Raw genomic sequence first — 14,294 nt, 5'->3', positions numbered from 1 at the left:
CGCCGTGCATCTCGAGAACATCGTCATCGACGCGGTCGACCCGCACCGAATGGGCGGCTTCTGGCGGCGGCTGCTGGACGCCGAGCCCCTCACCGACGGGCCGGAGGGCGTCGAGATGCGCGTGCACCTCGATCCCGGGACCGACCCCGATCCGGGTGCCTTCCTCGACGTCTGCCTCCAGCCCGTCCCCGTGCCGCCGACCGAGCCGCTGCGCCTGCACCTCGACCTGCTCGGCGGGGCCGCTCAGGCCGAGATCGTCGAACGGGCCCTCGCGCTCGGCGCGCGGCACCTGGACATCGGACAGGGCGACGTGCCGTGGGTGGTGCTGGCCGACGTCGAGGGCAACCCCTTCTGCGTGATGGAGGAGCGCGCGGCCTATCGCGGCACCGGGCCGATCGCGGCGCTGCCCCTGGACTCGAGTGATCCCGCGCGCGACCGGGAGTTCTGGTCGTGGCTGACGGGATGGACGCCGGTCGCGGGCGTCGCCGACGCGTCCCTGCGCCACCCCTCGCGCCGCGGGCCGCTGCTCGAGATGTGCGCGGAGCCCGCTCCGAAGGGCGCGGCCGACGGCAAGAACCGGATGCACCTCGACGTGCGGCTCGGAGCGGGCGAGGACGCCGACGCGGGTGCCGCAGGGATCGTCGCGCGCGGCGGCGCTGAGCTGCACCCCGACTGGGGCGACCTGCCCTGGCGGGTGTTCACCGACCCCTCGGGCAACGAGTTCTGCGTGCTGCCCGCGCCGTCGGGCGCCTGAGCGGGGCCCTCGCCGGGGCGGCCGCCCTCAGCGGGCGGTCGGGAACATCTGCGCCCGGGCATCGGAGGAGGAGATGACCTCCTTGCCGAAGGGGAAGCAGGTGACCGGGATCAGCTTGATGTTCGCCCAGGCCAGCGGAATGCCGATGATCGTGACGGCCTGCGCGACGGCGGTCAGCACGTGCGCGATCGCCAGCCACAGCCCGGCGACCAGGAACCAGATGACGTTGCCCACGGCGCTCATGGCGCCGCCGCGATGGGTGTCCACGACCTCGCGCCCGAAGGGCCAGATCACGAAGCCGGCGATCCGGAACGACGCCAGGCCGAAGGGGATCGTGACCACCAGGATGCAGGCGATGATCCCGGCCAGCACGTAGCCGAGGAACAGCGACCAGCCCGCGGTGAGCAGCCAGATGATGTTGAGGATCAGGGTGAGGATTCCACGCATGCCCCGATCGTAGGCGGGGCGGCGCGGGGGCGTCGATGGGGGTTTCCCCCGGTCCTCGGCGTGCGGTTCTCGGGCCCCGGCCCGGACCCGGGCCCTCAGCCCTCGTCGTCCGGCTCGTACCAGTCGGGCAGCGGCGAGGGCTCGAGCCGGGTTGTGTCGCCGGGGCGCGCGAGCGTCAGCAGCGCGCGCTCCACGTCGTCCTCGCGTTCGAGCAGATCCTCCACGGCCTGCACCTTCTCGCGCAGCTCGGATTCCTTGACGTCGCCCACCACGTCCACGGACGCGACCACGAAGAGCTTGTTCGCGCCGATCCACTCCGTGTGCAGGAAGGTCACCGTCTCGATGTCGGGGTTCTCCTCGAGGATCGCCAGCAGACGGTTCCTCACCAGCGGCGTCCCGCCCTCGCCGGTGAGCAGCGAGGCGTTGCGGCCGATGAGGATCACGGCGATCACGCCCAGCAGCACGCCGACGAGGATCGAGCCGAGCGCGTCCCACATCGCGTTCCCCGTGATCTGGTGCAGGAACAGTCCGAGTCCCGCGATCACGAGCCCCACGAGCGCCGCGGAGTCCTCGGCGAACACCGCGCGCAGCATCGGGTCGGACGTGGTGCGCACGTAGCGCAGGGGGCTGATCCGGCGCCGCTTCGCCCCCGCGCGCGTCTGCCGCAGGGCCTGCAGGAACGAGGTGCCTTCGAGCAGGAAGGAGATGCCGAGGACCACGTAGCCCCAGGTGTAGTCGGCTCCCTCGTCGCCGCTCGCGCCGAGCGACTGGATGCCGTGCCAGATCGACACCCCGGCACCGACGGCGAACAGGCCGATCGCGGCGAACATCGCCCACACGTAGCCCGAGCGGCCGTAGCCCATCGGGTGGGCGGCGTCGGCCGGCTTGCGGGCGCGGCGCTCGCCGATCAGCAGGAAGACCTCGTTGCCGGTGTCGGCCCAGGAGTGCGCGGCCTCGGCGAGCATCGAGGCGGATCCCGTGAGGGCCGCGACGATCGACTTCGCGATCGCCACCAGCAGGTTCGCCCCGAAGGCGAGGATGACGGTGAGGCCGCTGCCGGAGGAGCCGCCGGAGTCTTCCCCTGCCTGCGGGGTCGGCGCGAGCGGCGCCGGGTGAGCTTCCTGCGGGGCTGTGCTCATGCCTCGTCCCTCTCCTCGTCTCCGGTGCTGCGGGCCGTGTCGACCTTCGGTCCGGCCGTCCGCTGTGCGCCCGTCCATTGTGCGCCCGCGGCGGCCTGCGTCGCCGCGTCGGCCGCCTCGCGCAGCACCTCGAGCACGCGCCGCACCGCCGAGCGCTGCGCGGCGTCCGGGCGCATGAGGGCGCTCACGTGGCGCAGGGTGGGCACGCCCTCCACGGGGCGCAGGGCGATCCCGCGATCGGTGCGCGTGGTGAAGCGCGGGAGGATCGCGAGGAGGTCGCTGCGCGCGACGAGGGCCTCGATGAGGTGGTTGTCGCGCAGGCGCTGGGCCACGCGCAGGTGCGTTCCCGTGGCCAGCGAGATCGTCTGCAGCACGCGGTCGAAGGGGAACCCCTCGGGCACGCCGATCCACTCCTGGTCCGCGAGGTCGGCGGCGGTGAGGGACGCGCGGGAGACGAGCGGATGATCGGCGGCCATCGCCACGTCCAGGGGCTCCGACCCCAGCGGGACGACCCGGCAGCGCTCGCTGCCCTTGGGTGCCGGACCGGCGAGCGAATGGCCGATGACGATGTCGTGGTCCGCCGTGAGCTGGGCGAAGGCGGTCTCGGCGATGTCGTCGTCGTGCAGGACGAGGTCGATCCCTGAGCCCTCGAGCGTCGACACCAGCTGCGGGTAGAGGTAGACGGCGGCGCTGGCGAGGGCGAGCACGTCGACCGTGCCGCTGGGCGCGCCCAGCAGGTCGTCGAGCCGGGAGGCGACCCCGGCGACCGCCTCGGCGACCTCGTCCCCGCCGCGGGCCAGCAGCTCGCCGGCCTCGGTGAGCCGCAGGCCCCGTCCCTGCGGGCGCACGAGCTGCACCCCCAGGTCGCGCTGGGCGGCGCGCAGCTGCTGCGAGACGGCCGACGGGGTGCGGTGGGTCGCGGCGGCGACGGCGGTGACGCTGCCGCGCGCAGCGAACTCGCGGAGCAGCTCCAGATGACGCACGTCCATGCAGGAACGCTACAACGACGATGCAGAACTCTGCGATTGTGCTGAAGGGATCGCGGGTGCACCGTGGACCCATGCCCAGCCGCCATCGCCTCCTCGCCATCGCCGTCGCCGCGATCTGGGGCGTCAACTTCCTGGCGATCGACGCCTCCCTGGCCCAGTTCCCGCCGCTGTTCCTGGTCGCCCTGCGCTTCGCCCTCATCGCGATCCCCACCGTGCTGCTCGTGCGCCCGCCGCAGGTCCCGCTGCGCTGGCTGCTGGGCTACGGGCTCGGCTTCGGCGTCGCCCAGTACTCCCTGCTCTACATCGCGATGACGCTGGGCATGCCCGCCGGCCTCGCCTCCCTCGTGCTGCAGGCCTCGGCCCCGTTCACGGTGCTCCTCGGCGTCCTGTTCACCCGCGAATCGCTGGGCCGGCGCGCCGGGATCGGGATCGCGGTGGCGGTCCTCGGCCTCGCCGTCGTCGGCTGGCACCGGGCGGAGAACGCCGCCATCTGGCCCTTCGTCCTCACCCTGCTCGCGGGCCTCGGCTGGGCGATCGGCAACATCTGCACGCGCGAGGCCCGTTCGACGCAGCCGCTGCGGCTCGTGCTCTGGATGTCGGTGATCCCCCCGATCCCCACGCTCGCGCTCTCCCTCCTCGTCGAGGGGCCGCAGCGCATCGCCGCCTCCGCCGACGGTCTCCTGACCTCCCGCGGCCTGCTCGCGATCCTCGGCCTGCTGTACACGGTGGTCATCGCGACGCTGGTCGCCTCGGGGATCTGGAGCTGGCTGATGTCGCGCCATCCCGCGGGGTCCGTCGCGCCCTTCTCGATGCTGGTGCCCGTGGTGGGGATGAGCGCGGCCTGGATCGTGCTCTCCCAGGGCGTCGCCCCGCTCGAGCTGGCCGGGGGAGTGCTCGTGGTCGGCGGGGTGCTGCTGGTCTCGTGGGCGCCGCGGCGGGCACGACGGGCCGAAGGAGCCGTGCCCGACCAGGAACGTCAGATGGCGAGACTTGCGCCCGGGCCCGAGGAGGCGCGCGTAGCGTCGCGCCCATGAGCGAGCACCCCGGTCCCGGCCACGAGCACCACTACACCCACGGCTACGAGGACGCGGTGCTCTCCTCCCACCGCCACCGCACCGCCGAGAACTCGGCCGCGCACCTGCTCCCGCACCTGCGCGAGGGCATGCGGGTGCTCGACGTCGGCAGCGGCGCGGGCACGATCACCGCGGACCTCGCCCGCATCGTCGGCCCCGAGAACGTCACCGCGATCGAGGTCTCGGAGGAGTCCGCGGGGATCACCCGCGACGAGCTCGCCCGTCAGGGCCTCGAGGGCGTCGAGGTCCGCGCGGCCGACGCCCACCACCTGCCCTTCGCGGACGGCTCCTTCGGCATCGCCCACACCCACCAGGTGCTCCACCACGTCGCCGACCCCGTGCGCGTGCTGGCCGAGATGCGCCGCGTGACCGCGCCCGGCGGCATCGTCTCCGCCCGCGAGGCCGACTACGGTGCCTTCCGCTGGTGGCCCGAGCTGCCGGGCCTGGACCGCTGGCGCGAACTGTTCATCGAGGCCATGGCCGACAACGGCGGCACGCCCGACGCCGGCCGGCGCCTGCTGGGCTGGGCGCTCGAGGCGGGGCTGGGCGACGTGGAGCCCGGCGCGGGCACCTGGTGCTACGCGACCCCCGCCGACCGCGCCTTCTGGGCCGGATCCTCCTCGCAGCGCATCACCGCGGGCGCCGTCGCCCAGCAGCTCCTGGACGCCGGCCGCGCGACGCAGGCCGAGCTCGACGCCATCGGCGAGGACTGGAAGCGCTGGGCCGACGACCCCGCCGGCTGGTTCGTGCTGCTGCACGGGGAGATCCTCGCGCGGGTGTGACCAGAGCGCGCTCGGGCCGCGCTCAGCCCGCGAGATCCCGGGCGCGCTCGGTGATCCGCTCGGCGACGCGCACGCTCTCGGCCCCGTAGCTCCCGCCGAACAGCACCACGTGCGCGAGCAGCGCGAAGAACAGGTGCGCCGGCAGGTCCTCGCGCCAGCCCGTCGGCATCGGATGCGCGGCATCGTAGCCCGCGAGGATCGCGTCGAGATGGGGCGCGCCGAACATCGTCAGCAGCGCGAGGTCCTCGAGGCGGTGACCTCCGTGCGCGGAGGGGTCGATGAGCGTCCCGCCCGACGACGTCCACATCAGGTTCCCGGACCACAGGTCGCCGTGCACGCGCGAGGGGTCCTCGCGTCCCTCGCCGCTCACGCCGTCGAAGGCGCCGCCGGCGATCGCCTCGATCGCGCTGTCGACGGCGGCGGACCCGTCGGCCCCGAGCTGCGGGCCCGCCCGACGGGCCAGCGGCTCCAGGCGGTCCCGCGCCCAGAAGGTCGCGAAGTCCTCGCGGGCGGTGGTCGGCAGTTCGAAGGGGCTCTCGAGCGGGCCGAACCACGAGGTGTCCGACGGGGCGGCGCCGAAGCCCTCGGCGCCCGCGTCGTGGAGGTGGGCGAGGCGCTCGCCGAAGGCGCGGGCGTCCTCCGGGGACGGCCGCACCGACTCGAGGCGCTCGAGCCGCAGATGATCCGCGCCCTCCTCGAGCACCTCGACGACGGGCACCGCGCGCGGGGCCGCGAGCCAGGCGAGGCCCGCGGCCTCGGCGGCGAAGAAGCCCTGCGGGGCGCCGGGTCGCTGCTTCACGAAATCAGCCATGTGCCACCGTAGGCATGACGACGGAGAGGAGACCACCATGACCGACGACGAATCCACCGACGAGAAGCAGCCCCGCAATACCCTGCGGCGCGGAGCGATCCCCTCGCTCCCGCCGACCGCCGCCTTCCCCTGGTCGCGGCCCGACGAGGGCATCGAGGAGGTCGCCGAGGCCGAGAGCGCGAGCGAGACGGATCCCCGCCGCGACGCCGACTTCCTGGACAGCGGCACCATCACCCTCGACGTCCCCGCGGAGGGGGACGGGGAGTCGGGCCTGCCCGACTCCCCCTGACCCGCAGACCCGACGGTTCGGGCCCGGGCCGGGACACGGGCGCCCATCGGGTCCATGATCGGTGCCATGAGCACCTCGGCCCCGCCGCCGGCTCTCCGCCCGACGGACCCGATCGACTCCATCGACCGCAGCGACCGCCGTCGGTGGCTCCAGCTGATCCTCGGCGTCGTCCTCTTCCTCGCCGCCGAGGTCGTGATGGGGGCGGTCTCGGTCCTCGCCTCCGTTCTCGCCGGCGGTGACGTCGCGGACGGGCCGATTCCCTGGGCGTTCCTGCTCGGCGCCGTGATCGCCGCGGCCATCGGGGTCGGCGGCTTCCTGGTGATCGTCGGACCCGTCGGCCGGAGCCCGGGTCTCGCCCTGCGCGGGCGCGGCAAGCTCGCGGAGCTCGTCGTCGGCCTCATCATCGGCGCCGTGCTGATCTCGCTGAGCGTCGCCCTCATCGCCCTGCTCGGCGGCTACCGGATCACCGGCATCGCGGCCTCCCCGCAGCTGCTCGCGCCCCTCGCGATCGGCATCGGCGCCGGATTCGTCGAGGAGATCTTCTTCCGCGGCATCCTGCTGCGGATCATCGACGCCTGGATGGGCAGCTGGGGCGCGCTCGTGCTCACCTCGCTCGTCTTCGGCCTGATCCACCTCACGAACGACGGCGCGAGCCCCGCCAGCGCCCTGGGGCTCGTCGTCGAGGCGGGGATCCTGCTGGGCGCCGCCTACCTGCTCACGCGCCGGCTGTGGCTCGCGATCGGCATCCACATCGCATGGAACGCGGTGCAGGCGGGCGTGTTCTCCTCCGTGGTCTCCGGCACCGGGCGGCAGAACGGCCTGCTGATCGCGGACATCCATGGGCCGACGTGGCTGACGGGCGGCTCGATGGGCATCGAGGGCTCGCTCGTCACCGTGCTCGTCGGGCTCGCCGCGGGACTGGTGATGCTGGTCCTCGCCATGCGGCGCGGGAGGATACTCGGGCCCGTCGGCCGACGGGCGAGGAGCGGGGTCAGCGGCTGATCCCGGAGTCCTCCACCGCGGCCGACTCCGCCGCGACCGTCTCGCGCCGCAGGCCGCGTCCGGTGACGAAGCCGACGAGGGCGATCGCGATGATGAAGACGATCGTGCCCAGGGTGAGCGCCTCGAAGGCCGTGTAGGGCACGCCCATCGCGCTCGAGAAGTCGTAGTGGACGCCCAGAAGCGTCTCCAGGGTGCCCGGGAACACGGAGACCCAGGAGCCGAGCGCCACGAACGCCGTGGTCACGACGCCCAGGGCGACGAACACGCCGTTCGGGCCGGGCACGCGGAAGGGCCGCGGCTGGTCCGGGAAGCGCAGGCGCAGGCGCACGGCAGCGGGGATCACCAGCAGGTAGCTGAACAGGTAGGTGGTGATGGCGACGGAGAGGACCACGTTGAACAGCGCCGCGCTCGAGCCGGTCAGCTGCATCGCGGCGATCATGAACACCGTCGCGACCGTGCCGGAGAGCAGGTTGACGCGGATCGGGGTGCCCAGGCTCCGGTGGAACTTCCCGAAGAAGCCGCCGAAGAAGGAGCCGTCGGCCGCGGCGATCGCCTGCATGCGGTCGGACATGATCATCCAGGCCGCGCCCTGCCCGATGTTCGCGAGCAGGAACAGGGCGACCGCCGCGGTGAGCACGACGGGCGCCGCGGTGCCGTAGACGGAGAACACGGTCGCGACCGCGCGCAGCAGGCCGGAGACCCCGTCGATGTCGGAGTGGGGGATGACCAGCAGGATCGTGAAGACCGGGATCAGGTAGAGCACACCGGCCATCGCCGAGGAGCGCAGCACGGAGAAGGCGACGTCCTTCTCCGCGTTCTTCATCTCGCCCGAGGCGCTCGAGCCCGACTCGAAGCCCAGGAACGCGAACAGCAGCAGCGGGGTCAGGGTGATGAAGCCCTGGACGGTGGGGGAGAAGTCGCCGATCGCGAGGCTCTGCACGCCGTGCTGGGCCGCATAGATGACCGCGGTGAGGATGAACAGGGCCAGGAACACGATCTTGCAGACCGCGCCCATCGTCGGGATCCACTTCGCGCGTTTCAGGGAGAGGATCGCCGCGAGCACGGTGATCCAGATGAACGCGGTCTTGAAGGCGTAGTCGGCGAGCGAGCCCGCCGCGAAGTGCACGAGGTGCTCACGGGCGGCCTCCGCGCACAGGAACGCCATCGAGCCGCCCACCCACACGGGCTGCGTGATCCAGGTGAACGCCGAGGCCACGGCGGCGGCGGGGCGGCCGAAGGCCTGGCGCACCCACAGGTACACGCCGCCCTCGCCCACGAACGCGGAGCCGGTCTCGGCGAAGACCAGCGCGTAGGGCACCAGGAAGACGATGATCAGGAAGACCAGCCAGGTGAACGTCTCCGGCCCCTGCGAGGACACCGAGCCGAGCATCTCGAGGCCGACGACGGCCGAGACCACGATGAACACGATGTCGAAGCGCCCGAGCGTCCGATGCAGCACCTGGTTCTGCTCCTCGGCGAAGCGGGTGCTGCCGTCGGGACCGATCTGGGTCATGCCGGGTGCTCTTCTCTGGCGGGGGCGGAGGAGGTGCGCGAAGGGCGCGGAGGGCGTCCAGGAGGCGGGACACCGTCCCTGCGCCGGGGCGAGCATAGTCTCCACGGCCGCGCCCGCGCCCCCTCGCCCTCGATGCGGCCGGGCATCCTCACACAGCGGGCCTCACACCGCGAGCGTCACACCGCGGGCGTCGCGAAACCTCCGTTGGACAGCAGCAGCTGGCCGCGGATCCAGCCGCCGCGCGCCGAGACCAGGAACCGCACGAGGTCCGCGACCGTGCTCGGGGCCCCGAGACGCCCGCCGGGGGTCTGGGCGGCCCCGGCCTCGCGCACGGCGTCGTCCATCCAGCCGGTGTCGATCGGGCCGGGGTTCACGACGTTCGTGCGGATGCCGCGATCGGCGAGCTCGTGCGTGCCGGCCAGCACGAGCCGGTCCAGAGCGCCCTTGGTCGCGCCGTACGGGAGGTTGTGGGCGGTGTGCGCTGGTGAGGGCGACGACCGCCCCGCCGGGGGTGTCGGCGCCGACCTCCACCTGCTCGGCGAAGGCCTTCAGCAGCAGCCAGCTGGCCCGCACGTTCACCGCATAGTGGCGGTCGAAGCTCTCCACGGTGGTGTCGAGGATCGCCGAGTCCACGGACTCGCAGTGGCACATGACGAGCGCACCCAGGCGGCCGAGCTCGGCGCTCGCCGCGTCGAGGATCCGTGGGGGCTCGGCCGGATCGGACAGGTCGCCGGGGACGAGCACCACGCGCCGGCCGAGGCCGCGCAGCTCTTCGGCGAGCACCTCGACGTCGGAGGGCTCGGCGTTCACGCGCCGGTCGTAGTCGTCGGAGAAGCTCAGGGCGAGGTCGAAGCCGTCCTCCGCCAGCGCGCGGGCGATCGCGGCGCCGATCCCGCGGCGCCGGCCCACGCCGGTCAGCAGCGCGGCGCGGGGGAGGGGCAGGTCGTCGGTGTTCTGGTGCGTCATGGGGCGGACGCTACGGCGGGGCGTGCAGGTGGGCAACGGGATTATCGGGCGGCCCGGCCGACGGGACAGGAGGGTTGTCCCGGTGCGGACGTGACAGCTGTCAGGGGAGGTCGGGACGGGCGCCGCCTAGCGTCGAGTGCAACGACAGCACACGCGCCGACGGCGCTCGGCCAGGAGGGTCACCATGGATCGCTTCGACGACAGCTTCCCCCGCTCGGACAGCAGCGACGCGGAGACGGATCTCCGCCGCCGCGCCGTCGACCGTCTGCACGCCCGTCGCAACCTCGCGATGAGCATCGCGGTGTACGTCGTCGTGAACGGCATGCTCGTGGTGTTCTGGGCGCGCAACGGCGGCGGCTTCTTCTGGCCCTTCTTCCCCATCGCCTTCTGGGGCATCGGGCTGCTCTGGCAGGTGCTCGGCGTCTTCGGCGGTGGGGTGAGCGAGGACCGGATCCAGGCCGAGATGCGGCGGCTGGGCGGCGAGGGCCGCTGACGTGCGCGGGCGGCCGGACCTGCGGGTTCCGATCAGCCCGTGATCGTCCCGGCGGGCGCCTCGTAGGGGGTGAAGAACTCGTTGGCCTCCTGCCCGGACAGGGTCATGAGGATCTCGGGGATCGTGACCCCGTCGATCTGCTCGCGGATGATGTCCGCGTGGCCCGCGTGCCGGGCCAGCTCCTCGACCTGATGGACCAGGTAGTAGCGCTGCAGGATCGGCGTGGGTGCGGTGATCCCGGCCCAGGGGGCCGGCGCCTCCTGCGAGGCCGCCGCCGGGTCCGTCGATCGCAGAGCGGCGAGGTAGTCCGCGCGCGCGGCGTCGAAGGCGGGCAGCAGCGCGGCGGCCGACTCGTCGTCGCCGAGCCGCGTGCTGTCCGCGTGCTTCGCGAAGGCCTCCGGAGTGAGGGGATCCAGCCGAGGCCCTGCGGTCAGGCGCTCGGTGGCTTCGCGCATCCCGTAGATCGCATGCTTGACCAGCGCACCCACCGAGAGCGCGCTGCGGCAGGGCGCGGCATGCGCCTGCTCCTCGGTGAGGCCGTGGATGCTCGCGCGCAGGGCGTCGAGCTGTGCGTCGATGTATCCGACGAGGCCGTCGATCTCGGTGTCCTGCGTGGGTGCGTACATGGTGTGCTCCTGGGTCGGCGCGGGGCCGGGAGCGGTGCCCTCCGAGGCCATGAGTACATACTGCGCCGCGATGCGGACGATTTCTGTCCTGTGAAGCAGGCGTCGCGCGGTGCGCCGTGCGTCCCGGATACCGTCGGCCCCATGCGCATGATCCCTCTCGCCGACGGCACCGAGCTCGCCACCTGGACCGACGGCGAGGCCGGGGCCCATCCGCCCGTCGTGCTCGTCCACGGCGGGCCGGGCCTCTGGGACGACCTCGGCGACCTCGCCGCACTGCTCTCCGACCAGTCCCTCGTCCACCGCTACGACCAGCGCGGATGCGGACGCAGCACGCCCAGGCCCGTGCCCGAGGAGCAGCTGGCCGTGCGGCGCTCCGTCGCCGACCTCGAGGAGCTGCGCGCCGCGCTCGATAACCGGCACGGAGGCCACGAGCGATGGATCGTCGTCGGCCACTCCTTCGGCGCCTCCCTCGCCCTGGCCTATGCGGGCGCGCACCCCGAGCACGTCGCCGCCGTCGGCTTCCTCAGCGGCACGGGCATCGGGGACTGGCGCACGGACTTCCGCGCCGAGCGCGATCGCCGCCGCGGGGCCGCCGGGATCACCGAGGAGCTCGCCCGGCTCGACGCCCTCGGACCGGAGGCGCGCTCCGGGGAGCAGGAGACCCGCTGGCGCGCCCTGCAGTGGGCCACCGACTTCGCCGACACCGCCGACGGGATCGTGCGCGCCGAGCGCCTCGCCGCCGCCGGCCTGGACATCGAGCACACCGCGAACCGGCTGCTGGCGGCCGATCCCTTGGTGGCCGACGACGCCCTCGTCGCCGCTCTCGAGACGATCGAGGCGCCGGTCTGGTTCCTCCACGGGCTCGCCGATCCGCGGCAGGTCGCCGGCGTCGTCGCGCTCGCCGCCCATGCGCGTCGCGGACGCAAGCGGATCATCGAGGGCGCCGGCCACTTCCCCTGGGTCGAGCGGCCCGAGCGCACCCGCGAGGTGCTCGAGGAGGTCCTGCGCTCGGCAGGATGAGCGGGGAGGGGACGGCGACGGGCAGGGAGCGCTCGGGAGGCGCGGCTAGACTCCATGGGTCCCCGACACCCCTGCCGCCCGAGGAGGCTCCCGCCCAGTGCCGCCGCTGCTCTCGCGCCCGTTGGACGCTCTCATCGCCTCCGATCCGGGTCTGAGCAGACTCCGCATGGGGCTCGCCGGGGCCTGCTGCGTCGCCGCGAACCTCGCAGCCGAGGCGCTGCTGGGGACAGCCCTGCACCTGGAGCCCGCCGCGCTGCTGCCGACGATGATCCTCGGCGCGGTGATCGCGATGATCGGCTCGAACGCGCTCGCGCGGCCGATGGCCCGCGAGAGCCTCCGCGCAGCACTGTTCTTCCCCGTGGCGATGGGGGTCGGCCTCGTGGTCGGGACCCTCGTCGGCGGCTCCCTGTGGCTCTCGCACCTCGTGTTCGTGCTGGTCATGTTCGGTGCCGTGTACGTGCGGCGCTTCGGCCTCGACTTCTTCTTCTACGGCTTCCTGCTGTGGATGGGGTTCTTCTTCTCGCTGTTCCTGCGCCCCACGCCCGATCAGCTGCCGCATCTGATGCTCGCCGTGGTCGTGGGCACCGCGGTCGTCGCCCTGCTGTGCACCACGGTGTTCCGACCCCATCCGCGGCGCACGCTCGCGAGGGTCTTCCGCAGCATGGTCGCGCGCCGCAGCCGACTGCTGCGGCTCATGGCCTCCCGGCTGCGCGCGCAGTCGGAGCGGGAGCGTGACCGGCTGACCCGCCGCGTCTTCGACGAGCGCCAGCTCTTCGACGAGATGGTGCTCATGAGCGACGGATGGGCGGCGAACGCGCGGGCGCTGCCGGTGGGCTGGAGCGCCGAGACCCTGCGCCGCAGTCTGCTCGAGGGGCAGCTCTCCCTGGACCTCGTGGGCTGGGCGTCCCTGCACCTCATGCAGGCTCCGCCGCGCGTGCGCTCGCTCGCGGCACGCGCGCTTGTCCACCTGGCCGACGGCGAGGACGAGAGCGCCCGCAGGGTCGCTGCGCTGCTCGAGCGGATGATGGCGCGCGAGGGCGCTCCCGGGCAGGATTCCGCGGCCGACGGGGCGATGGACGCCGAGCGCCTGCGCCGCGAGGTGCGCTCCCTGGCACGCGGCATCGACGAGCTCGTGCAACGGCCGGCCGATCCCCATCTGCCCCCGGACCTGGAGCGCAACGCCGAGTTCACGCCGGCCGCCGCGCTCACCGGACTGGGCATGCTGCCGGGGCCGCCCTCGGTCGCCAAGGACGTGCGCGCCCGCGGCGCCCGCTGGAACCCCGTCGTGCGCACGCAGGCGACCACGCGGCAGGCCGTGCAGGTCGCGATCGCCGGTGCGCTCGCGATCCTCGCGGGCACCCTGATCAGCGACTCCCGCTACTACTGGGCGGTGATCGCCGCGTTCGTGGTGTTCACGGGCACCGGCACCCGCATGGACTCCTTCGGCAAGTCCCTGAACCGCGTGATCGGGACCGTGCTGGGCCTGGTGGTGGGCATCGCGCTCGCCGCCCTCACCGCGGGCCACCCGATGATCGAGCTCGCGGTCATCCTCATCAGCGTCTTCTGCGGCTTCTACCTGATCCGCATCTCCTACGCCTACATGATGCTGTTCGTGACGATCCTGGTCGCGCAGCTCTACGGGATCCTCGGACTGTTCTCCGACGCCCTGCTCCTGCTGCGCCTCGCGGAGACGGTCGCGGGCGCGGGCATCGGCGTGCTGGTGGCGCTGCTGTTCGCCCCGGTCAGCACGCGCGACACCGTGGCGCGTGCTGAGCGTGAGGTCGCCGCGTCGATCGGCGACCTCATGGAGGGCACGGCGCTCGCGCTGCGCGACCCCGGCCCGGGGGCCCAGCACGAGGTCGACGCCCTGCTGCTCGCGACGATCGGCGCCCGCAGGCGGCTCGCGCTCGCCGCCGCGCCGATGACGCGCTACCACCTCACCGAGCACCGTCCGCGCCGGGTGCGCCGCCGGCTCACCGTGGTGGCGACCTCCGTGAGCATCGCCCGCACCGTGACCAGCCGCGTCATGGCACGGACTGCGAGCGAGGGCCCGATGGATCCGACGGCCCCGACGGCCCCGGCGGTTCCGGCGGACGCGCGCACGGTCGATCCGCGGGTGGCCGACGCCTGCGATGCCGTCGCGGCCCTGGCTCGCGATGTCGCCGACGAGGAGCGGGTGGCCGAGGTGAGCGCGGTCGTCGGGGCAGCTCGTGCGGCCGAGGACCGGTCGACGGGCTCCCCTTCCACCCCTTCCACACCTTCTACCCCTGGCGCCCACGCCGCCCGCACCGCGCGGACCTGGGAGGACGAGACGCTCGAGCAGCTGTCGATGCTCGCCCGCTCCCTGCGCGAGATCGGCCACCCGGCCGCGCGCTGACCGAGGGCGACGG

At 73.2% G+C, this 14,294-nt stretch carries 14 protein-coding genes and 1 pseudogene; 8 read left to right on the top strand and 7 right to left on the bottom strand.

What is annotated here, in order from left to right:
• Positions 1–4 precede the first annotated feature (4 nt).
• Positions 5–754: a VOC family protein gene (locus Bra3105_RS10220; protein WP_228356603.1), complete on the top strand. Its 750-nt coding sequence runs from the start codon at positions 5–7 to the stop codon at positions 752–754.
• 27 nt (positions 755–781) lie between these two features.
• Here the strand turns inward: Bra3105_RS10220 and Bra3105_RS10215 are convergent, their stop codons facing one another.
• From Bra3105_RS10215 to Bra3105_RS10205, 3 genes are all read right to left on the bottom strand, one after another.
• Entirely contained in the window at positions 782–1,201 is a 420-nt protein-coding gene (locus Bra3105_RS10215) for a YccF domain-containing protein (protein WP_200503262.1), read from the bottom strand.
• Positions 1,202–1,296: 95 nt separating this feature from the next.
• The gene (locus Bra3105_RS10210) at positions 1,297–2,340 is read right to left on the bottom strand and encodes a cation diffusion facilitator family transporter (protein ID WP_228356602.1); all 1,044 of its coding nucleotides are present in this window, start codon (positions 2,338–2,340) and stop codon (positions 1,297–1,299) included.
• Positions 2,337–3,329: a LysR family transcriptional regulator gene (locus Bra3105_RS10205; protein ID WP_228356601.1), complete on the bottom strand. Its 993-nt coding sequence runs from the start codon at positions 3,327–3,329 to the stop codon at positions 2,337–2,339. The genes Bra3105_RS10210 and Bra3105_RS10205 overlap by 4 nt, the downstream gene beginning before the upstream one ends.
• Positions 3,330–3,400: 71 nt before the next feature.
• Between Bra3105_RS10205 and Bra3105_RS10200 the strand changes: the two genes are divergently transcribed.
• A complete protein-coding gene (locus Bra3105_RS10200) occupies positions 3,401–4,363 on the top strand; it encodes an EamA family transporter (RefSeq protein WP_228356600.1) in 963 nt (320 codons plus the stop codon).
• Positions 4,360–5,184: a methyltransferase domain-containing protein gene (locus Bra3105_RS10195; protein ID WP_228356599.1), complete on the top strand. Its 825-nt coding sequence runs from the start codon at positions 4,360–4,362 to the stop codon at positions 5,182–5,184. Before Bra3105_RS10200 ends, Bra3105_RS10195 begins: the two co-directional genes overlap by 4 nt.
• Positions 5,185–5,206: 22 nt before the next feature.
• Here Bra3105_RS10195 and Bra3105_RS10190 read toward each other — a convergent pair whose 3' ends face one another.
• Positions 5,207–5,995, bottom strand: coding sequence for a fructosamine kinase family protein (locus Bra3105_RS10190; protein WP_228356598.1), 789 nt, complete (start codon positions 5,993–5,995; stop codon positions 5,207–5,209).
• 37 nt (positions 5,996–6,032) lie between these two features.
• Here Bra3105_RS10190 and Bra3105_RS10185 point away from each other — a divergent pair, with 37 nt between their 5' ends.
• Both Bra3105_RS10185 and Bra3105_RS10180 read left to right on the top strand, forming a co-directional pair.
• Positions 6,033–6,284, top strand: a complete 252-nt coding sequence (locus Bra3105_RS10185; protein WP_228356597.1) for a hypothetical protein — start codon at positions 6,033–6,035, stop codon at positions 6,282–6,284.
• A 66-nt stretch (positions 6,285–6,350) separates the two neighbouring features.
• Positions 6,351–7,286, top strand: a complete 936-nt coding sequence (locus tag Bra3105_RS10180) for a CPBP family intramembrane glutamic endopeptidase (RefSeq protein WP_228356596.1) — start codon at positions 6,351–6,353, stop codon at positions 7,284–7,286.
• Here Bra3105_RS10180 and Bra3105_RS10175 read toward each other — a convergent pair.
• Both Bra3105_RS10175 and Bra3105_RS10170 read right to left on the bottom strand, forming a co-directional pair.
• A complete protein-coding gene (locus Bra3105_RS10175; protein ID WP_228356595.1) occupies positions 7,276–8,799 on the bottom strand; it encodes an APC family permease in 1,524 nt (507 codons plus the stop codon). The genes Bra3105_RS10180 and Bra3105_RS10175 overlap by 11 nt on opposite strands.
• A gap of 176 nt (positions 8,800–8,975) precedes the next feature.
• A pseudogene (locus Bra3105_RS10170) lies at positions 8,976–9,765 on the bottom strand (SDR family oxidoreductase).
• Between the two features lie 184 nt (positions 9,766–9,949).
• Here Bra3105_RS10170 and Bra3105_RS10165 point away from each other — a divergent pair.
• Positions 9,950–10,258 carry a 2TM domain-containing protein gene (locus tag Bra3105_RS10165; RefSeq protein WP_228356594.1) on the top strand — a complete coding sequence of 103 codons (309 nt, stop codon included), beginning with the start codon at positions 9,950–9,952 and terminating at the stop codon, positions 10,256–10,258.
• Positions 10,259–10,290: 32 nt separating this feature from the next.
• Here Bra3105_RS10165 and Bra3105_RS10160 read toward each other — a convergent pair whose 3' ends face one another.
• Positions 10,291–10,935, bottom strand: coding sequence for a mycothiol transferase (locus Bra3105_RS10160; RefSeq protein ID WP_228356593.1), 645 nt, complete (start codon positions 10,933–10,935; stop codon positions 10,291–10,293).
• Between the two features lie 90 nt (positions 10,936–11,025).
• Between Bra3105_RS10160 and Bra3105_RS10155 the strand changes: the two genes are divergently transcribed.
• Together Bra3105_RS10155 and Bra3105_RS10150 are read left to right on the top strand one after the other, a co-directional pair.
• On the top strand, positions 11,026–11,904 hold the full coding sequence (locus tag Bra3105_RS10155) for an alpha/beta fold hydrolase (protein WP_228356592.1): 879 nt from the start codon (positions 11,026–11,028) through the stop codon (positions 11,902–11,904).
• A gap of 166 nt (positions 11,905–12,070) precedes the next feature.
• Positions 12,071–14,281 carry an FUSC family protein gene (locus tag Bra3105_RS10150; protein ID WP_228356591.1) on the top strand — a complete coding sequence of 737 codons (2,211 nt, stop codon included), beginning with the start codon at positions 12,071–12,073 and terminating at the stop codon, positions 14,279–14,281.
• The last annotated feature ends 13 nt before the right edge of the window (positions 14,282–14,294 follow it).

Source organism: Brachybacterium halotolerans subsp. kimchii, from assembly GCF_020792675.1.
Lineage (GTDB): Bacteria > Actinomycetota > Actinomycetes > Actinomycetales > Dermabacteraceae > Brachybacterium > Brachybacterium halotolerans.
The sequence above is the reverse complement of the archived record's forward strand: the minus strand, read 5'-3'. Positions and strand labels throughout refer to the sequence as shown.